The following is an 18744-nucleotide window of genomic DNA, read 5'->3' as shown; positions in this document are numbered from 1 at the left end:
CACCCCGCCATGCTGCGCCGCAGGACAACTCCCTGCGCGCGCTGTGCTACAACGTCACCCATCGCGTCACCCTGCTGCATCTCGCCTCACATCGTCTGAACCTGCCTCATCTTCGGTGACGGTGGTAACGGCGGTTACGTATTGTCAGGAGCCATCATGCCCTACGTTGCGAAAGTCAGTCATCTCGAACGCGTGCGCCGCTTGCTGGAAGGCAAGCCCGGCGGCGCAAGCAGCCCCTACCTGCAACGCTTGAGCTCATCCTACCTGCGCTCGCTGGACCAGCATCATCTTGATCCGGCCGACATGAGCGGGCCACGCGTGTTGAGCTCGGGCCAATTGCGCGAGGTGCAGCAGGGCGAGGAAGATTTCCTGCGCGCCTCCGGTCAATGTCTGTCGATGCTGCACCAGACCGTGCGCGAGGCCGACTATTGCGTGATGTTGACCAATGCCGGCGGCACCACCATCGATTACCGCGTGGACCGCGAGCGCCGCCAGGATTTCAAGCGCGCCGGCCTCTATCTCGGTTCGTGCTGGTCCGAGAGCGAAGAGGGCACCTGTGGCGTGGCTGCGGTATTGCAGGATGCCTTGCCCATCACGGTCCACAAGAGCGACCATTTTCGTGCGGCCTTCACCACGCTCACTTGCAGCGCCGCGCCCATCTTTTCGCCTGCGGGCGAACTGATCGGTGTGCTCGATGCCTCGGCGATCCGTTCGCCCGATGAGCGCGACAGCCAGAACCTGGTCAATCGCATCGTGCAGCAAAGCGCGACCCTGATCGAGGATGGCTACTTCCTCAACGCCATGGCCTGCGCCTGGGTGTTGCTGGTGCATCGCAGCCGCCACTATGTGGAGGCCCAACCGGAAATCCTGATTGCCTTCGATGCGCTGGGCAATATCATCGCCGCCAATCGTCGTGCACGGGAATGCATCGATGGCTTGCGTTGCTTGCCGCGTCCCTTGGGCGAGGTGTTCGACCTGCACTTCGAACGCCTGCTCGACCGCCGCGCCCTGCAAGGTCTGCATCTGTTGCGGCTGCATGGCGGTGCCACGCTGTATGGCCGCGTGCGGGCGCCGGTGCCGCGCGCCGTGCGACCGGCGCGAGCTGTGCCGGTGGCGACGTCGGCCCCGGCGGAGAATGCCTCGGCCATCGATGCCAGCGCCCGCCAGGAGCGCGACCAGATCGTGGCCGCGCTGACCGAATGCAAATGGCGTGCCCAGCACGCCGCCCAATTGCTGGGCATGTCACGCGCCACGCTGTACCGGCGCATGGCGCGCTACCGCATCCTGCCGCCGCATCGACGTTAGCGGCCCAGGTCTTACCCGCAGACGGTCATAGAGCCGTCATCCCCGTTCCACCCACCATATCTATTGTCGAGATAGAGGAGACTTGTCATGCCCGAAGAAAACCCCAGCCAGCAGATCGCGCACACGCTGGAAGCCCTGCAAGCCGCACTGCGCGAAGGCAACCCGAACAAGGCCGCGGCCCTGTTCGAGGAGCAAGCTTATTGGCGCGACCTGATTGCCTTCACCTGGAACATCAAGACCCTGGAAGGCCGCGCCCAGATCAGCGCCATGCTGCAATCGCAATTGCCCCAGATGCGCGATATCCAGTTGCGCCTGGATCCCGACGAGACGCCGACCCAGGCCGATGGCCTCACCCAGGGCTGGCTGCTGCTGGAGACGGGCGTGGCGCGCGGCAAGGGCTATATCCGCCTGCGCGACGGCAAGATCTGGACGCTGCTCACCACCGCCGCCGAACTGAAGGGCCACGAAGAGCCCAAGGGTGAACACCGCCCGCGCGGCGCCCTGCACGGCGTGCACACCGATCGTCGTACCTGGAAGGAAGAACGTGAAGCCGAGGCCCGTGAGCTGGGCTACACCCGGCAGCCGTACTGCCTCATCATCGGCGGCGGCCAGGGCGGCATTGCGCTGGGTGCGCGGCTGCGTCAGTTGGGGGTGCCCACCATCATCATCGAGCGTAACGAGCGTGCCGGCGATAGCTGGCGCAAGCGCTACAAGTCGCTGTGCCTGCATGACCCGGTGTGGTACGACCATCTGCCCTACATCCCCTTCCCGGAGAACTGGCCGGTGTTCGCGCCCAAGGACAAGATCGGCGACTGGCTGGAGATGTATGCCAAGGTGATGGAGCTGAACTACTGGGGTTCCACGGTCTGCAAGTCGACCAGCTTCGATGAGGCCAGCCAGCGTTGGACAGTGGTGGTGGAGCGCGAAGGCAAGCAGGTGGTGCTGCAACCGACGCAGTTGGTGCTGGCCACCGGCATGTCCGGCAAGCCCAATGTGCCGCGCTTTCCCGGTGCGGAAAACTTCCAGGGCGAGCAGCATCACTCGTCGCGCCATCCAGGGCCGGACGGCTATCGTGGCAAGCAGGTGGTGGTGGTCGGCTCCAACAATTCGGCCCACGACATCTGCGCCGCGCTGTGGGAAAACGGCGTGGACGTGACCATGCTGCAGCGTTCCTCCACCCACATCGTCAAGTCCGATTCCCTCATGGATCTGGCGCTGGGCGATCTCTATTCCGAGCGCGCCGTGGCCAGCGGCCTCACCACCGCCAAGGCCGACCTGCTGTTCGCCTCGATTCCCTACAAGGTCTTGCCGGTGATGCAAAAGCAGATCTTCGACAAGATCCGCGAGCGCGATGCGGACTTCTATCGACGCCTGGAAGAGGCCGGTTTCATGCTCGACTTCGGTGACGATGATTCGGGTCTGTTCATGAAATACCTGCGGCGCGGCTCGGGCTATTACATCGATGTGGGCGCCTCGGAATTGATCGCGCAAGGCAAGATCCACTTGAAGAGCGGAGTCGATGTGAAGGAAATCCGCGCCCGTTCCATCTTGCTCTCCGATGGCAGCGAATTGCCGGCCGACGTCATCGTCTATGCCACCGGCTATGGCTCGATGAATGGCTGGGCCGCCGACCTGATCTCACGCGAGGTGGCCGACAAGGTGGGCAAGTGCTGGGGGCTGGGATCGGCCACCACCAAGGATCCGGGCCCGTGGGAAGGCGAGCAGCGCAACATGTGGAAGCCCACGCAGCAGCAGGCGCTATGGTTCCATGGCGGCAACCTGCACCAGTCGCGACATTATTCGCTGTACCTGGCGCTGCAATTGAAGGCGCGCATGGAGGGCATTGCCACGCCGGTCTATGGCTTGCAGCAGGTGCATCACCTGCAGTGACGATGCAGCCTTGAAGCGGCAATGGCGCGCAGGAAGTCTGCGCGCCATTTTTTTCAATGACGGGTGAGCTCGTGTCAGCTCACCGCTCATCAGGCATTGAAGCGGGACAGGAAAGCCTGGGTTGCCGCTTCCCGCGGATGGTCGATCACCTGCGACGGCGGTCCGGCTTCGACCACCACGCCATCGCGCATGAACACCACCTGGTCCGCCACTTCGCGGGCGAAGGCGATTTCATGGGTGACCAGGATCATGGTCATGCCATCGGTGGCCAATCCACGGATCACGTTGAGCACTTCACCGACCAGTTCCGGGTCCAGCGCCGAGGTGGCTTCATCGAACAGCATCACGTCCGGTTGCATGGCCAGCGCCCGGGCAATGGCGATGCGCTGCTTCTGGCCACCGGATAGCTTTTGCGGATACATGTCGGCACGCTCGACCAGCCCTACCTTCTGCAACAGCGCCATGGCCTGGGCGCGCGCCTCGGCCTTGGGCGTGCGCAGCACGGTGACCATGCCTTCCATCACGTTTTCCAGCGCCGTCATGTGCGGGAACAGGTTGAAGTGCTGGAACACCATGCCGGTGCGGGCGCGGAAGGCCGCCAGTTCGCGTTCCTTGGGCAAGTGCGACTTGCGGCCATTGAACTCGAAATGGCGTGTGCCGATGCGCACCGAGCCGCGGTCGGGCACGGTCAACAGGTTCAGGCAACGCAGCAGGGTGGACTTGCCCGAACCGGAGGGCCCGATCATGGCGACCACGCTGCCGCGCGCGATCTCGATGGAAATGTCCTTCAACACCACATGCTCACCGAAGGACTTCTGGAGATGGCGGATCTGGATCATGGTCTGGTTGTGTTCCTGGTTCATCGTGCTCTGCTCAATCATGCTGGGCCGCCAGACGGTTTTCCAGGCGCTTGGCCCAGATGGTGGCCGGCAGCAGGATCACGAAGTAGATCACCGCCACCAGGGTGTAGACCTCCAGCGGGCGATAGGTTTCGTGGGCGATGATCTGGCCCTGGTAGAGCAGGTCGGGTACCGCCAGCACCGATAGCAGTGAAGTATTCTTCAACTGCATGATGGATTGGTTGACCAGCGGCGGCGTCATGCGCTTGAAGGCTTGCGGCAGGATCACGCGCTTCATCAACTGCCAGCGCGTCATGCCCAGCGCCCAACCGGCTTCGCTCTGCCCGATGTCGATGGAGACGATGCCGCCACGGATGATTTCGGAATAGAAGGCGCCGCCATACAAAGCCAGCGACAACATGGCGGCCATGCCGGCCGACATCTGGATATCCAGCAGCACCGGCAGCGCATAGTAGAACCACACCAGTTGCACCAGCACCGGCGTACAGCGGAACACTTCGACGAAGGCGCGCAGGGGAGCGGAGATGAAGCCATGGGAAGAGAGCCGACCCAGGCCCACCAGCAGGCCGACCAGCAGGCCCAGCGCGATACAGGCTACGGTGTAGCTCAGGGTATAGAAGAAGCCGATGCCGATGATGTTTCTGAATTGCCAGAGCGAGCCGAAGTCCCAGTGATACATCTACGTTTTTCCTTGGTTAGCAATTTCAGGTGCCCGCCACCAGGCGCCGCGATATCACAGGAACTGTGGTTGCGGCGCGCTGCGGACCCGGCCATTGTAATGGAGAACGGAGATGGTACCCACTGCGCAAATGCCTGTGGGAGCTGGCTTTGGCTAGAATGATGAGTTCGCGCTGGCGTGCTGTTTCGCCAATTCCCGACAGCCGGGAACATGTTTCTTCTGGCAGCGATACGACTCGTTCCGTCGTCATCAGTAATTATTTATAAGATTTATATCATTTATTTTCTTCAGGGAAGTTGAACCCAGACCATGCGCATCATCGTGCTGGGCGCCGGCATCGTCGGCGTCACCACTGCTTATTTCCTGCGCGAACGCGGCCATGACGTAGTCGTGGTCGAGCGTCGTGCCGAGGTGGCCGCCGAGACCAGCGTCGGCAATGCCGGCCACGTCTGCCCATCCTATGCCACCCCCTGGGCGGCGCCGGGGATGCCGGCCAAGTCGCTGAAGTGGTCGCTGCAAAGCTGGCTGGGGATCGAGGCGGCGCTGCGGTTCACGCCGCGCCTGGATGCGCATCAATGGAAGTGGCTCAAGGCGTTCCTGGCGCAATGCACGAGCGAGCGCTATGCCATCAACAAGGCGCGCATGGGGCGTCTGGCGCGTTACAGCCACACTCAGTTAAAGCAGATCCGCGAGCGCCTGGACATCCGTTATGAACAGACCACCGTGGGCAACCTGCAATTGTTCCGCACCCAGGAAGGGCTGGACAATGCAGGCTTGTCCACCAGCGTCTTGCAAGAAGCCGGCGTGCCCTTCGAATTGCTCGATGCCGATGGCTGCGTGGCCTTCGACCCCGGCCTTCATGCGGCGCGCCACGAGATCAAGGGTGGGCTCTTGCTGCCGCGCGATGAGACCGGCAATTGCCCCTTGTTTGCGCGTGCGCTGGCAAGCTGGCTGCAGGCGCATGGGATGGAGTTCCACTTGTCCACAGAGGTGCAGGCCATCGAGGTGGCCGGTGACCAGGTCAGCGGCTTGCGCACCAGAAGCGGCACGCTGCGTGCCGATGCCTACGTGGTGGCCTGCGCCAGCGCCTCGGTGCCGATGCTCAGGCCGCTGGGGCTGGAGCTGCCCATCTATCCGGTCAAGGGCTATGCCATCACGGTGCCGGTGGCCGACCCCGCGAGGGCGCCGCGCAGCGGGGTCATGGATGAATACTACAAGGTCGCCATCACCCGCATGGGCCAGCACATTCGCGCCGCCGGCACCGCCGAGATCGGTAGTTGGGATACGCACGTGCGCCCGCGCGACTGCGCTACGGCATTGAAGTCGCTGAACAATCTTTATCCACAGGGGGCCGACCTGACCAGGATCGAATATTGGGCCGGCCTGCGTCCGATGACGCCGGATGGCGCGCCCCTCATCGGTGCCACCCGCTACCCCAATCTCTGGCTCAATGCCGGCCATGGTTCCAACGGCTGGACCACGGCCTGCGGTGCCTCGCGCATCATCGCCGACCGCATTTCCGGCGTGACCAGTGAGATCGAGAGTGCCGATCTGGAGCCGCAGCGGGTGATCTGATATCAGAGATCAGAGCACTGACTTCAGCGATTATTCAGCGATCGTTCAGCGATCAAACAGCGCATCCACGTCGGCGCCATTGCTGAAGGTGCTCACCGCCCAACCGGTGGGGGCCTTGTAGAAGATGAACATCCAGGGGATGGCCTGGCGCTCGGTCTTTTCGATGTAGGTCAGCTTGATGAGCGAATCGCCCACTTTTTCCGAACGGATGAATTCGTAGCCGACCGAATTGCCCACCAGCGCCTCGATGGCCATGCGCGAGCTACGAGCATGGGTGCGGGCGGTCTCGAAGGCACGGATATCGACCAGGGCATAGGGCGAAAGCAGGCCGTAGGCATCATCGGTGTGGCCGGCGCCGGCCTGGGCCATGACCTTGTCGGTCAGGGCGCGCACTTCGCTTTCGGACTTGAGGGTGTCGGCCTGGGCGGCCTGCAATACGCCACCCAGGGCCAGCGTGGCCAGCAGGGTGCGAACGGTCAGAGCGGTCATGGAAGTCTCCTTGGAACAACGGCACAGGCGGCTATTGTGCCAGCACTGTGCGTCCTTGCGCTTTGCGCCTGGTGCGGTGCTGTTAAGTGCGCGCACGTTCAGCGTAAATGAAGGTAAAACGATTCTGGCGCGGCAATACGCGCCGCTATGATGGGCAGCCTGTGATCCGCGCCACCCGCGCCAGGCGGGCCGAGCAGGCGGATTGCGCACGGGGAGAGCATCATGCGCACCATCATCACTGCCAGCTTGCTGGTGTCATCGCTGTCGGGCTGCGTCGTCACTTCAGGCAATGCCCTGGTCGACGCCGTAGGCTTGGTCGGATCGACCGCCTCCACCATGCGCGCGATGGCGCCCAATCCGGTCCAGAATCCCATCGTCTACAGCAAGGATCCCATCCACGATGTCTGCATCGAGTGGAATGGATCGGTGGCCTTGAGCGACTTCGTTCCCGGCTTGCAGGGCGAGCTGCAGAAGCACGGCGTGCAAAGCCGGGTCTACGATGCCGGCACCCAGTCGCTGGAGTGTCCGGTGACCTTGAGCTATGTGGGCTACGTCAAATGGGATACCAAGATCTTCACTGATGCCTATTCCCCCTATCTCACCTATGCCGCCCTGACCCTGCGTCGCGATGGTCGCGTGCTGGGCACGGCGCAGTACCGGTTGGGCAACTTCGGCCAGGACAAGTGGGCCTCGGCGGGTGACAAGCTGGCGCCGCTGGTCGATGCGCTATTCCCGGGTAACCCCGTGGTGGCCGACAATGCGGCTGCCAGCATGGGCGGCGGGACTAACGGTTTTTGAACCATCGACACTCTAGCTCAGTACAGAAAAACTTAAAAAAAATGGGAAACAAAAAACGGCAAGCGATCTGCTTGCCGTTGGCGTTTCTGGATGGGCAGATTTACCAGATGGTCAGCAGCCGGCGGAAGAAGTTGTTGTCGCTGCTGGCGTCGGCAATGGAGCCGCCGCCCACCTGTTCCAGGCGCGCATCGGCCACGTTGGAAGAGGCCACGATGCCGCCGCGGATATCACGCGTGCGCACCACGCCCGAGAAGCGCAGCGTATTGATGTTGCCGTTCACGCCGATGCGCTTTTCGCCCGCCACCACCAGGTTGCGGTTGGGCAGGACTTCGACGATGGACACCATCAGGGTGCCGGTCATGGTATTGCTGTTGCTGCTGTCGCCGGAACCCTTGAAGGTATTGTTGCCAGTGGCCGTATAGTTGGCGTTGTAGAGTTGCGTGAACAAGCCGCCCAGCGGAGCATCCGAGCCCGGGCCCTTTTGCGTGAGTGAGCTGTCGCGGCTGTTGTTGGTGGCGGCCTTGTTGCTGCTGCTGATGGATTCGGAAATATCGATCTTGATGATATCGCCGACATTGTAGGTGGTCGGCTCTTCGAACAACTGCGCGCTGGAGACGCGGAAGATGGCGCCATTGTTTTCCACGTTGGCGACCTGGTAGGCCGGACGCACGCTGGTGGGGCCGGTGACCATCGGCGCCGGGCTGGAGCAGGCCGAGAGCAAAACAGCCAGCGCAGCCACGCTGGCAAGACGATACTGGAATGACATGGCGATCCCCCGATGGCGGCCAGGCTGGATGCCCGGCCGATACAGCCGTCCACGCTGGAGAGGCAAGATGCGCGTGGCGGCGCGTGCAGGGATGATGCTGGCTTGGCGTGTAAGCAGCGGTTAGGTCGGTGTAAAGTGCGGCAAACAATAATCAACCCCTCTTAACCACCGCAAGGACCATGTATAGGCCATCACAGGCGGGGTGCTGTGGTGGCCTTGACTCGGGCTTGACGCGGCTTTGGCTCCGATGCGCCGTCACATTTCCGGGCATAATGACGCCACCCCCAACTCCGCGGTCTCGCCTGGCGTGATCGCAATCCATCATGGCAACAGAAAACAAACCGGCCGCGAACGCTTCCGAGGCAGCTGCTCCCAGCGTGCACGACCAGTTGGTGTCGACCCGCATCCGCCAGCGCATCAAGGCGGCCGGCGTGCGTTTCCACGCCAACGACAATATCGCCGCCTTCATCGAGGAAGGCGAACTGGCGCAATTGCAGGCCGAGGTGCAGTCCAAGCTGACGGCCGTGCTGGAGAGCCTGGTGATCGACGTCGAGAGCGACCACAACACCCAGGACACCGCCAAGCGCGTGGCCAAGATGTACTTGAACGAAGTCTTCAAGGGTCGCTACCAGGCCGCCCCGCCGGTGACCGAGTTCCCCAACATCGAACGCCTCAACGAGCTGATGATCGTCGGCCCCATCACGGTACGCAGCGCCTGCTCACACCACCTGTGCCCGATCATGGGCAAGGTGTGGGTGGGAGTGATGCCCAATGAACATTCCAACCTGATCGGCTTGTCCAAGTATGCCCGCTTGCTGGAATGGGTGATGAGCCGTCCGCAGATCCAGGAAGAAGCGGTCTCCCAGGCGGCCGACCTGCTGATGCAGAAACTGCAGCCGGACGGGCTGGCCATCGTCATGGAAGCCGACCACTTTTGTATGCACTGGCGCGGCGTGAAGGACATGGATTCGAAGATGATCAACAGCGTCATGCGCGGTTCCTTCCTGCGTGACGCCAACCTGCGCCGCGAATTCCTGGCGCTGATTTCCCACCGTCAACGAGGTTAATCATGCTGGTTCGTCTGATCTATGCAAGCCGTGCCCGCCAGGCCATCACCCACGACACCATCGAGGCCATCCTGGCTGCCTCGCGCCAGCGCAACCCGTTGCAGGGCATCACCGGGGTGCTGTGCTACAGCGATACCATCTTCGTGCAGGTGCTCGAAGGTGGGCGTGATCAGGTCAACCGCCTCTATGGCCGCTTGCTGCGCGATGAGCGCCATCAGGACGTGATCCTGCTGGCCTATGAATCGATCGACGAACGCCTGTATTCCTCGTGGACCATGGGCAAGATCCGCCTGGACAAGATCAACCGTTCGCTGCTGCTGAAGTACTCGGTCACGGGCGAACTCAATCCATATGAAGTTTCGAGCTGTTCCACCGTGGCATTGTTGAATGAGCTGGCCTCGACGGCAGCCTTTGCTCAGCGGGACTGAAGTATTCTTCCCAGACCGGTATTGCGGCCGGTGCAGATGAAGGCGGCGCCCAGATGGCGCCGTTTTTTTATGCCTTCGGAATGATCGGAGCAATCAGAGCAGGTCGATGCTGGGCAGGCTGCGGATGCCCCATTTGGCCGGATCGGCATAGGCCACGATGCGGTCGCTGGCGTGGGTCAGGTCGATGATCTCCGGCTTGAGGGGCATACGGTTGGTGGTGGAGTAGAACAGCTTGATGCGGGGCGTGAGCAGATGGTCCGGGCGCTGATCCACCACCACACCGAGGCGGCCCGATTGCAGGATCACGCAGGAGCCGGTCGGGTAGATGCCGATGGCCTTGACGAAGGCTTCCATGGTGACCGGATCGAAATGTCCGGCGCTGGCGGCCATGTGGCGAATCGAGCGGGCCGGATCCCAACCGGCCTTGTAGGGACGGTTGGAGGTGATGGCGTCGTAGACGTCGCAGACCGCGCCCATCTTGGCCATGACCGAGATGGCATCGGCCTTGAGATTGAAGGGGTAGCCGCTGCCATCGATTTTTTCGTGATGGTGCAGCGACACGTCCAGCGCGGCTTCGCCGATGCCTTCGATCTGCTGCAGGATGCCGTGGCCGTGTACGGTGTGGGCGCGCACCGAGGCGAATTCTTCCTCGGTCAGCTTGGCAGGTTTGTTGAGGATTTCCAGCGGCACGGCCATCTTACCCACGTCATGCAGCAGCCCGGCCATGCCGGCCTGCTTGGTCTGTTCGGGCGTCATGCCCAACTGGTTGGCCAGCGAGATCATCATCGCGCACACTGCCACCGAGTGCATATAGGTGTAGTCGTCGGTGGTCTTCAGGCGCGCCAGGCTGATGAGCGCATCGGCATTGCGCGCGACTGAAGAGGTGATTTCGGTGACCAGTTCGGCAGCATCCTTGACGTCGACCGCCTTGCCCATGCGCGCTTCGGAAAACATGTTGAGCACGGTGGACTTGGAGGCGGAAATGATGCGCGCCGCGCGTTCGCGTTCGATGGTGGTTTCGGTGCGCGTAACCGGCTTGTGCACTGCGACCGTGGTGGGCGCGCCGTGGTGGTCCAGGCTGAGTCCGGTCTCGGGTTCTTCGTCATCCTCCGGCAGATTTTCGGGGGCGATATCACGCCCCTTGGCAGTGTCGATGGTGACTTCTTCCACGGGACAGTCCCGCAGGGTCTGCAAGTCTTCCAGGGTTTCGATCTTGAAGGACTTGCGCCAAAAAGGATGCTTGATCCATCCGCCGGGGATGGAATGGACATACATGCCCAAACGTAATTGTTCTAAGGCGATGGATTTCAACATATCGAATTCAGGTCTTGCCTGTCGCTGGTTGCTTTACTTCTTGAAAGCGGTTCGATTTCCTTGATGAAATAGACGCCCGTATTGTTGTCTCTGACTTCAGAGAGCCTGCCATTGATGAGCTGGCCGACTCTTTTTTATCGTAACAGAATGCGTTTTCCTTTAGGCCTAATGAGGCCTGATTGGAAAGGAAATTTACGAATGTTTTCCTTAATATTTATGAGGGGAAAATGTTTGGTGCATTTGTCTGAGAAATGCTGACAAATCGCGGGGGCAGGCAGCCACCGCCTGAGAATTTGTGCGGCGATGGCTGTGAGCAATGGTGAGGAAAACTTATTTTTTCAGCGGCGGGGCATAAGGATTTCTGGTCAGCAAACGCAGGAAGCTGGCGATGCACGCCACCCCGGCAAATGCAGCACCAAATCCCAGGGCCAGACGCGATCCATGCGTCTCTGAGAGATTGAAGCACAAGGCCACCAGGGCGGCACCTACGCTTTGTCCCAGCAGGCGCGCGGTGGCCACGATGCCGGAGGCGCCACCGCTGCGATGGGGTGGCGCACTGGTCATGAGCGCCTTGAGATTGGGCGACTGGAAGAAGCCGAAGCCCATGCCACAGAGCAGCATTCGCCAACTGATTTCCCACACGCTGGGGGCGGCCGGCATGAAGGTCATCCACAGCAGGCCGGCACACAGGATGGCCAGCCCGACGCCACCCAGGATGCCGACCGGATAGTGATCCGACAGGCGTCCGGCGATCGGCGCCATGATGGCCACGGCCACCGGCCAGGGAGTCATCAGCAGGCCGATCTCGACCTGGCTGCGACCGAGGTCATGATGGAAGAAGAAGGGCAGCGAGACGAAGGCCAGGCCTTGTGCTGCAAAGGAACATACAGCGGTAATGGCCGAGAGCGTGAACATGGGATGGCGGAACAGGTCCACCGGCAGCATCGGTGCCGGATGCGACAGTTCACGCTTGAGCAGCAACAGGCCGCAGACGATGGCGGCGGCCAATTCCAGTCCCACCACCTTGAGTTCTGCCTGGTGCGCGCCTTCGCCGATGGCCAGGATCAACAGGCCGAAGGCGGCGGCATTGAGGACCGCGCTGCGCAGGTCGAAGGCGTGGCTGGACAGTTTGGTGTGCGGCAAGGAGGGCAGGGCCAGGATCACGGCGGCCACGCCCAGCGGTACATTGACCGCGAACAGCCAGGGCCAGGGCGCGATGGCCAGGATGCCGGAGGCCACCGAGGGACCGACGGTGAAGGCGATGGCCACGATCAGGGTATTCAAGCCCACGCCGCGGCCCAGTGAGCGGGTCGGGTAGATGAAGCGGATCAGCGCGGTGTTGACGCTCATGATGCCGGCCCCGCCCAGTCCTTGCAGGAAGCGTGCGATGACCAGCGTGGGCAGTGACCAGGCCACCGCGCACAGCAGCGAGGCCGCCGTGAAGAGCACCAGTCCCCAGATATAGATGCGGCGATAGCCGACGATTTCGCCCAATGCCGCCAAGGGCAGCAGGGCGACCATCATCGCCAGCTGGTAAGCGGTGACGATCCATACCGAAGCCGCTGGCGTGGTCTTGAGGTCCAGAGCCATGGCCGGCAGGGCGGTGTTGGCGATGGCGGTGTCGAGCGTGGCCAGGCCCACCGCGATGCCCAGCGCCAGGATGGCGCGACCGCGTCGTTCGGGCGGCAGGCCTTCGCCGGCAATGACAATGTGGGGTTGGGGGGCGGGAGCGTCGGAGGAAGAGGGCTGCGAGGACATGGATGGGTCGGGTTCTGGCGTAGCAAGGCGTGCTGGCCTGATACAGAGATGAGCAGGCCGCCGCGTGTTGTGGTGAATGTGAAGGAAACTGCGCCACCCGGCAGGGCAGCCGCACCATGATAGCGGGGAACGCCTCGGCGCGCAGGCAGCGGCCAGGTGGCGAGCGGCTGCGCTATGATGGCGGTTTGCGCCGGCGTGGCCGGTGCCTTTTGATCACGGAGTCCCTAGCATGTCCAAACAGCAGTTCTCGGAGCGCCTGTGCGCGTGGATCGATGAGCATTTCGAGGAAGAGGTCGATGTTCTGCAGCAGTTGATCCGCATCCCCACCGATACGCCCCCGGGCAACAATGCCCCGCACGCCGATGCCGTGGCCGAGCTGGTGCAGTCCTGGGGCTGGAATGCCGAGAAGCATCCGGTGCCGGCCGAGCAGGTGCGTGAGTATGGGATGCAGAGCATCACCAACCTGATCGTGCGGCGCCCCTATGCCGAGGGCGGTCCGACCCTGGCCTTGAACGCCCATGGTGACGTGGTGCCGCCGGGGGAAGGCTGGACCCATGACCCGTATGGCGGCGAGGTGGTCGATGGCCGCATCTATGGCCGGGCGGCGGCGGTCTCCAAGAGTGACTTCGCCAGCTACCTGTTTGCCACGCGCGCGCTGGAAGCCTTGGGCGCGCCGCTGCGTGGGGCGGTGGAGTTGCACTTTACCTACGATGAGGAATTTGGTGGCCTGCTCGGTCCCGGCTGGTTGCTGGAGCAGAAGCTGACGCGCCCGGATTACGTCCTGGCGGCCGGTTTCAGCTACAACGTGGTCACCGCCCACAATGCCTGCCTGCAGTTCGAGGTGACCGTGCATGGCCGCGCCACCCACGGCTCCATGCCCGAGACCGGCCATGATGCGCTGCAAGCAGCCAATGCCATCCTCAACGCCATCTATGGCGCGCTGCCGGGCTTGAAGGAAATCCGTTCGGCCATTGATGGCATCAGCCACCCGACCATGATCGTCGGTCGCATCGATGGCGGCACCAATACCAATGTGGTGCCGGGCAAGGTGGTGCTGAAGATGGACCGCCGCATGATTCCCGAGGAAGACCCGGCGCAGGTCGAGGCGGGTGTGCGCAAGTTGATCGAGGATGCGGTCGCAGGATGGCCGGGCATTCGGGTGGAGATCCGCCGCCTGTTGCTGGCGCGTGCACTGCGTCCGTTGCCGGGCCACGAGAAGCTGGTGCAAAGCCTGCTGCGCAATGCCCAGCAGGTCATGGGCGAGACGCTCACCACCCAGGGCTCGGCGCTCTATACCGATGCCCGTCTGTATGGCGAGCAAGGGATTCCGGTGGTGCTGTTCGGCGCCGGTCCGCGCACCCTCATGGAATCCAATGCCAAGCAGGCCGATGAAAACCTGGCCCTGGATGACCTGAAGAAGGCCACCAAGGTGGTGGCGCTGATGCTGCTGGACTTCCTGGGACCGCAGCACTGAGTCGGCAGCATCTAGGCTGGATGCAACATTGTTTCTCGTTGGAAATGATGTTGCATCGCAGACGGCGCGACAAATGATTACAATGTGTGCCCGCGACATGGAGGCCGACGTTTCCTGTTGGCATGTCACGGACCGGATGGCGCGGTGCGGCCAGTCCGGATAATGAAGCCAGTCTTGAGGGACGAGATCAATCGCATGTCCAACGCCATCGAGCACACTCATCCGCCCCGTTCGCCGCACTTGCCGTCGATGCGCAAGTCCGGTTATCTCGGCTTGTCGTTCCGGCAGTTGCTGCTGGCCGCCTTCCTGCTCATTGCCGCGCTCTTGAGCGGCACCTCCATCCACGCCTTGTTTACGCTGGACCGCATGTCGAGCAACAGTCGCGAGACTGCGCGCCAGGCGGTGCAGCTCACCGAATCGGCGCAACGCCTGGCCGAGCGTACCGTGGCCATGGAGCGTAGCGCGCGCCAGTACCTGGTGCTGGACGATCCGGCCTTCCATGCCCGCTTCAACGAGGCGCGCGAGCAGGCACGCCAGGCGCTGGGGGAGTTGTCCGATTCGCTGCCGATGGCACCGCGCGAGCTGTTCAGTCAGTGGAGTTTGTATGGGGATGAGGCGGCCAGCGTGCTGGAGGCCGAGTCGCGCAAGGACAAGGGCGAACAGGCCAAGCTGTTCCAAGACTTCGCCCGTCTGCCGGCCTTGAATGAGCGCATTGCCCTGGAGAGCCGGCGCGAGGTGGATCGTCGCAACAATGCGCTGTCTGCCGCGCTGGACCAGCAGCGCCAGTTGCTGACCGCCCAGGTGCTGGGGGCCATCGTGCTGGCGGTGTTGTTGGCGTTCTGCTTCGGCTTGTGGCTGTCGCGTCCGATGGCGCGGCTGGAACAGGCCATCGGGCGCCTGGGCGACAATCGTTTCGACCAGCCCATCGAGGTGCGCGGCCCGACCGATATCCGCCGCCTGGGCCAGCAACTGGATTGGCTGCGCCAGCGCCTGGCCGACCTGGAGGCCGAGAAGTCGCGCTTCCTGCGTCATGTTTCCCATGAATTGAAAACGCCGCTGGCCGCCTTGTGTGAAGGCGCGGCCCTGCTCGACGATGGCGTGGCCGGTCAGCTCAACGACAACCAGCGCGAGATCGCTCACATCCTGCGCCAGAATACGCAATCGTTACAGACCCAGATCGAGGATTTGCTGCGCTATAACGAAGTCTCCTTCGATGCCCAGCGCATCCATCCGGTGCCGGTGGATCTGCGCGCGCTGCTGCACAAGGTGATCGACGACCAGCGCCTGCAATGGCTGGCGCGCACGCTGAAGGTGGACATCGAGGGCGCGGCCCGGACCGTGGTGGTGGATCCCGAGAAGATGGCCATCGTGTTGTCCAACCTGCTCTCGAACGCCGTGCGCTTCAGTCCCGAGGGTGGCTGCATCCGCTTCCTGCTGGCCGAAGGGCCGGGCGTGGTGCGGGTCGAGTGCATCGACCAGGGGCCCGGCGTGGCGCCCACTGACGCCGCGCGCATCTTCGAACCCTTCTACCAGGGCCTGCACCAGCCCACGGGCGCACGCCGCGGCAATGGTATCGGCCTGTCGGTGGTGCGCGAGTACGTACTGGCCCATAGCGGCAAGGTCTATCTGGTCCCGCGCGAAGGCGGGGCGCATTTCCGAATCGAGTTGCCTGATGAAAAATAAGCTCCTGATCCTGGCCTGCACTGTGCTGCTGGCCGCCTGCGCGGCGCAAGCGCCGGCGCCGACCTCCACCGTGCAATTGATCCAGGCCAGCAGCAACGTGGATGAACTGCTGGCCTACAATGCCCAGTTGCGCAAGATGACCCCGGCCGAGCTGGGGCGTGAATTGCAGCGGATCAATACCTATCCGGCAGGCCCGGCCACCAATGTACGCCGCGCCATGGCCCTGTCGCTGACCCGCGATGCCATCGATCTGGCCAAGGCCGAAGCGCAGCTATGGAACGTCATGGCCGATCGCAGCGTCGAAGCGGAGAAACTCAAGCCGCTGGTGCAGTTGCTGGTTGGTCATTATTCCGACCTGCGCCGTGTTGCCGACAGTGCCGAGAAGTCTTCGGTGCAACTGAAGGAAGCGCAGCGCAAGGTGGATCAGCTCAACGACAAGCTCGAAGCGCTCAAGAACATCGAACGGACCCTGCCGGCCAGCGGCAAATGACCTGAGGTCATCCTGCCTGCCCATCGGGGCCGTTCCCTTTACCGGAACTGGAGTCCTGATGGGAAAGACTACCCCCCTGCTGCTGGTCGATGATGATCCCGACCTGCTGCGCCTGCTGACCCTGCGCCGGAACGCCAGCGGTTACCGCATCCTGGCCGTGGAAAGCGCCGAAGCCGCACTGGCGCAGTTGGCCATCTCGCTGCCGGCGCTGGTGATCACCGATGTGCGCCTGCCCGGCATGGATGGCCTGGCGCTCTTTGCCGAGATCCGCAGCCGCTATCCGGGCTTGCCGGTGATCCTCCTGACCGCCCAGGGCACCATCCCCGATGCAGTCGATGCCACCACCCAGGGCGCTTTTGCCTACCTGACCAAGCCCTTCGATGGCCACGTGCTGCTGGACAAGGTGGCCCAGGCCTTGAGCCTGTCCGCCCCGGCCCAGGAGGCGCCCGATGCCGCCTGGCGCGCCGACATCATCAGCCGCAGCCAGCGTATCGACGAATTGCTGGCCGAGGCGCGCCTGGTGGCGGCATCCGACGCCAGCCTGCTCATCCGTGGCGAAAGCGGCACCGGCAAGGAGTTGCTGGCGCGCGCCATCCACCGCGCCAGCCGGCGGGCCGACAAGCCCTTCATTGCCGTCAATTGCGGCGCCATTCCCGAGCAGTTGCTGGAGTCCGAGCTGTTCGGCCACGTCAAGGGCGCTTTCACCGGGGCTGTCGAACATCGCGAAGGCCTGTTCCAGGCGGCCGATGGTGGCACGCTGTTCCTCGATGAGATCGGCGACATGCCACCGGCCTTGCAGGTCAAGCTCTTGCGCGTGCTACAGGAGAAGACCGTGCGCCAGGTCGGCGCCAATGAGTCGGGAGAGGTCAACGTCCGGGTGATTTCGGCCACTCATCGTGACCTGGAGATTGCCATGATGCAGGGCCAATTCCGCCAGGATCTGTATTACCGGCTCAATGTGGTGGCGCTCAATCTGCCTTCGCTGGAGGAGCGGCGCGAGGATATCGCCCTGCTGGCCAATCACTTCCTCAAGACCATCGCCGCCAAGTATCCCAAGCGCCTGACCGGGTTTGCGCCGGACGCGCTGGAGGTGTTGAGTCTGGCGCACTGGCCCGGCAATGTGCGCCAGCTCTATAACGTGGTGGAACAGGTGTGCGCCTTGTCGACCGCGCCGCTGATCCCGGCGTCCCTGGTGCAGCGTGCGCTGCGGGTACCGACGCTGGACCTGTTGCGTTATGCGGAAGCCAAGCAGAAGTTCGAGCGTGATTACCTGGTGCGGCTGCTGAAGTTGACCGATGGCAATGTGTCGGACGCGGCCCGGCTGGCTGATCGCAACCGCACCGAGTTCTACCGGCTGCTACAGAAGAACGGGCTGGACCCGCGTCGTTTCCGGGGCGGGGAAGAGCCCGTCGCGCTGGAGCGACAGGGTGGAATTGTTTGAAATCAAGGGCTTGTCGGAAGGTCGGGACAGCGGCGTCGTGGCAAACCGACGGAAATGGTCGGTTTTTGAGCTGATCAGGTGAAGAATCATTCCACTGCAATTTTATAAGTCATTGATTCTATTGTGGATTTTTCTGGCTGGCACGCACCTTGCCAATAACCGGGCAAGAATTGCTCTATATAAGCAGCGTTCGCAGCACTGTCCAGATCATCCATTGCCAAGGAGAACACCATGAAGAAGACCCCATTCGTTGCCCACCTGCTGGCCGCCAGCTTCTTGATCGCCGCCACCGTCCCGACCGTGCAGGCCGCCGACGCGCCAAGCGCACAGAAGGCGGGCGCTTATATAGATGACTCGGTCATCACCGCCAAGGTCAAGGCGGCGCTGCTGGAGGACAAGCAAGTCTCGGCCATGAAGATCAAGGTCATTACCAAGGATGGCGTGGTCACCTTGAAGGGATCGGTGCCTAGCACGGAACTGGGCCAGCACGCATTGCAGCTGGTGGCCGGGGTCGAGGGGGTGCGCGATGTGAAGAGTGAGCTGACGGTAAAGGCTGGATAAGCCTGCCTGGAAAGAGAAACCGGGCCATCCCGCCAGGGATGGCCCGGTTTCTTTTTGTTTTTGCAGTTTCCCTGGATCCGATGAAAGCCTTGTCTGCCAAGGCTTTGCGAGAGATTGAAGGGGAGTGCCGGGGCTATCGTTCTAAATTATTTCAATTATTTGAAAA

The 18744-nt window shown here is 62.6% G+C and carries 17 protein-coding genes; 11 read left to right on the top strand and 6 right to left on the bottom strand.

The features are described from left to right. Positions 1-156: 156 nt before the first annotated feature. The gene (locus I5W_RS10510) at positions 157-1305 is read left to right on the top strand and encodes a sigma-54-dependent Fis family transcriptional regulator (protein WP_044529177.1); all 1149 of its coding nucleotides are present in this window, start codon (positions 157-159) and stop codon (positions 1303-1305) included. Between the two features lie 87 nt (positions 1306-1392). After that, positions 1393-3195 (top strand): NAD(P)/FAD-dependent oxidoreductase, encoded by a 1803-nt coding sequence (locus tag I5W_RS10505; RefSeq protein WP_044529176.1) that lies wholly within the window; start codon positions 1393-1395, stop codon positions 3193-3195. A gap of 89 nt (positions 3196-3284) precedes the next feature. Here the strand turns inward: I5W_RS10505 and I5W_RS10500 are convergent, their stop codons facing one another. Then, positions 3285-4058, bottom strand: coding sequence for an amino acid ABC transporter ATP-binding protein (locus I5W_RS10500; RefSeq protein ID WP_044529175.1), 774 nt, complete (start codon positions 4056-4058; stop codon positions 3285-3287). Between the two features lie 10 nt (positions 4059-4068). Further along, on the bottom strand, positions 4069-4734 hold the full coding sequence (locus tag I5W_RS10495; protein WP_044529174.1) for an amino acid ABC transporter permease: 666 nt from the start codon (positions 4732-4734) through the stop codon (positions 4069-4071). Between the two features lie 309 nt (positions 4735-5043). On the opposite strand from I5W_RS10495, the gene I5W_RS10490 reads away from it, so the two are divergent. Then, the gene (locus tag I5W_RS10490) at positions 5044-6309 is read left to right on the top strand and encodes a D-amino acid dehydrogenase (protein WP_044529173.1); all 1266 of its coding nucleotides are present in this window, start codon (positions 5044-5046) and stop codon (positions 6307-6309) included. A gap of 45 nt (positions 6310-6354) precedes the next feature. Here the strand turns inward: I5W_RS10490 and I5W_RS10485 are convergent, their stop codons facing one another. After that, the gene (locus I5W_RS10485; protein ID WP_044529172.1) at positions 6355-6798 is read right to left on the bottom strand and encodes a hypothetical protein; all 444 of its coding nucleotides are present in this window, start codon (positions 6796-6798) and stop codon (positions 6355-6357) included. A gap of 222 nt (positions 6799-7020) precedes the next feature. Here I5W_RS10485 and I5W_RS10480 point away from each other — a divergent pair, with 222 nt between their 5' ends. After that, positions 7021-7596, top strand: coding sequence for a hypothetical protein (locus tag I5W_RS10480; protein WP_044529171.1), 576 nt, complete (start codon positions 7021-7023; stop codon positions 7594-7596). A 100-nt stretch (positions 7597-7696) separates the two neighbouring features. On the opposite strand, the gene I5W_RS10475 is transcribed toward I5W_RS10480, so the two are convergent. Beyond that, positions 7697-8362, bottom strand: coding sequence for a flagellar basal body L-ring protein FlgH (locus tag I5W_RS10475; RefSeq protein WP_044529170.1), 666 nt, complete (start codon positions 8360-8362; stop codon positions 7697-7699). Positions 8363-8685: 323 nt separating this feature from the next. On the opposite strand from I5W_RS10475, the gene folE reads away from it, so the two are divergent. Both folE and I5W_RS10465 read left to right on the top strand, forming a co-directional pair. Continuing rightward, positions 8686-9429 (top strand): GTP cyclohydrolase I, encoded by a 744-nt coding sequence (gene folE / locus I5W_RS10470; RefSeq protein WP_017452788.1) that lies wholly within the window; start codon positions 8686-8688, stop codon positions 9427-9429. Between the two features lie 2 nt (positions 9430-9431). Further along, positions 9432-9857 (top strand): BLUF domain-containing protein, encoded by a 426-nt coding sequence (locus I5W_RS10465; protein ID WP_017452789.1) that lies wholly within the window; start codon positions 9432-9434, stop codon positions 9855-9857. 93 nt (positions 9858-9950) lie between these two features. On the opposite strand, the gene I5W_RS10460 is transcribed toward I5W_RS10465, so the two are convergent. Then, positions 9951-11171 carry an HD-GYP domain-containing protein gene (locus tag I5W_RS10460; RefSeq protein ID WP_044529169.1) on the bottom strand — a complete coding sequence of 407 codons (1221 nt, stop codon included), beginning with the start codon at positions 11169-11171 and terminating at the stop codon, positions 9951-9953. Between the two features lie 330 nt (positions 11172-11501). Beyond that, positions 11502-12929: an MFS transporter gene (locus tag I5W_RS10455; RefSeq protein ID WP_017452791.1), complete on the bottom strand. Its 1428-nt coding sequence runs from the start codon at positions 12927-12929 to the stop codon at positions 11502-11504. A 229-nt stretch (positions 12930-13158) separates the two neighbouring features. On the opposite strand from I5W_RS10455, the gene I5W_RS10450 reads away from it, so the two are divergent. The 5 genes from I5W_RS10450 (at position 13159) to I5W_RS10430 (ending at position 18578) form a co-directional block, all read left to right on the top strand. Next, the gene (locus tag I5W_RS10450) at positions 13159-14403 is read left to right on the top strand and encodes an ArgE/DapE family deacylase (protein ID WP_044529168.1); all 1245 of its coding nucleotides are present in this window, start codon (positions 13159-13161) and stop codon (positions 14401-14403) included. 195 nt (positions 14404-14598) lie between these two features. Next, positions 14599-16086, top strand: a complete 1488-nt coding sequence (locus tag I5W_RS10445) for a HAMP domain-containing sensor histidine kinase (RefSeq protein ID WP_044529180.1) — start codon at positions 14599-14601, stop codon at positions 16084-16086. Further along, positions 16076-16576, top strand: coding sequence for a hypothetical protein (locus tag I5W_RS10440; RefSeq protein WP_017452794.1), 501 nt, complete (start codon positions 16076-16078; stop codon positions 16574-16576). The genes I5W_RS10445 and I5W_RS10440 overlap by 11 nt, the downstream gene beginning before the upstream one ends. Positions 16577-16634: 58 nt before the next feature. Then, positions 16635-18017: a sigma 54-interacting transcriptional regulator gene (locus tag I5W_RS10435; protein WP_044529167.1), complete on the top strand. Its 1383-nt coding sequence runs from the start codon at positions 16635-16637 to the stop codon at positions 18015-18017. A 231-nt stretch (positions 18018-18248) separates the two neighbouring features. Then, the gene (locus I5W_RS10430) at positions 18249-18578 is read left to right on the top strand and encodes a BON domain-containing protein (RefSeq protein ID WP_017452796.1); all 330 of its coding nucleotides are present in this window, start codon (positions 18249-18251) and stop codon (positions 18576-18578) included. The last annotated feature ends 166 nt before the right edge of the window (positions 18579-18744 follow it).

This window comes from Herbaspirillum sp. B65 (genome assembly GCF_000333555.1).
Classification (GTDB): domain Bacteria; phylum Pseudomonadota; class Gammaproteobacteria; order Burkholderiales; family Burkholderiaceae_D; genus Herbaspirillum; species Herbaspirillum rubrisubalbicans.
The sequence above is the reverse complement of the archived record's forward strand: the minus strand, read 5'-3'. Positions and strand labels throughout refer to the sequence as shown.

Excerpts from the sequence above, each read along its gene's own strand:
- I5W_RS10510 (WP_044529177.1), top strand. The coding sequence starts at position 157 with ATGCCCTACGTTGCGAAAGTCAGTCATCTCGAACGCGTGCGCCGCTTG.
- I5W_RS10505 (WP_044529176.1), top strand. The coding sequence starts at position 1,393 with ATGCCCGAAGAAAACCCCAGCCAGCAGATCGCGCACACGCTGGAAGCC.
- I5W_RS10500 (WP_044529175.1), bottom strand. The coding sequence starts at position 4,058 with ATGAACCAGGAACACAACCAGACCATGATCCAGATCCGCCATCTCCAG.
- I5W_RS10495 (WP_044529174.1), bottom strand. The coding sequence starts at position 4,734 with ATGTATCACTGGGACTTCGGCTCGCTCTGGCAATTCAGAAACATCATC.
- I5W_RS10490 (WP_044529173.1), top strand. The coding sequence starts at position 5,044 with ATGCGCATCATCGTGCTGGGCGCCGGCATCGTCGGCGTCACCACTGCT.
- I5W_RS10485 (WP_044529172.1), bottom strand. The coding sequence starts at position 6,798 with ATGACCGCTCTGACCGTTCGCACCCTGCTGGCCACGCTGGCCCTGGGT.
- I5W_RS10480 (WP_044529171.1), top strand. The coding sequence starts at position 7,021 with ATGCGCACCATCATCACTGCCAGCTTGCTGGTGTCATCGCTGTCGGGC.
- I5W_RS10475 (WP_044529170.1), bottom strand. The coding sequence starts at position 8,362 with ATGTCATTCCAGTATCGTCTTGCCAGCGTGGCTGCGCTGGCTGTTTTG.
- folE (WP_017452788.1), top strand. The coding sequence starts at position 8,686 with ATGGCAACAGAAAACAAACCGGCCGCGAACGCTTCCGAGGCAGCTGCT.
- I5W_RS10465 (WP_017452789.1), top strand. The coding sequence starts at position 9,432 with ATGCTGGTTCGTCTGATCTATGCAAGCCGTGCCCGCCAGGCCATCACC.
- I5W_RS10460 (WP_044529169.1), bottom strand. The coding sequence starts at position 11,171 with ATGTTGAAATCCATCGCCTTAGAACAATTACGTTTGGGCATGTATGTC.
- I5W_RS10455 (WP_017452791.1), bottom strand. The coding sequence starts at position 12,929 with ATGTCCTCGCAGCCCTCTTCCTCCGACGCTCCCGCCCCCCAACCCCAC.
- I5W_RS10450 (WP_044529168.1), top strand. The coding sequence starts at position 13,159 with ATGTCCAAACAGCAGTTCTCGGAGCGCCTGTGCGCGTGGATCGATGAG.
- I5W_RS10445 (WP_044529180.1), top strand. The coding sequence starts at position 14,599 with ATGTCCAACGCCATCGAGCACACTCATCCGCCCCGTTCGCCGCACTTG.
- I5W_RS10440 (WP_017452794.1), top strand. The coding sequence starts at position 16,076 with ATGAAAAATAAGCTCCTGATCCTGGCCTGCACTGTGCTGCTGGCCGCC.
- I5W_RS10435 (WP_044529167.1), top strand. The coding sequence starts at position 16,635 with ATGGGAAAGACTACCCCCCTGCTGCTGGTCGATGATGATCCCGACCTG.
- I5W_RS10430 (WP_017452796.1), top strand. The coding sequence starts at position 18,249 with ATGAAGAAGACCCCATTCGTTGCCCACCTGCTGGCCGCCAGCTTCTTG.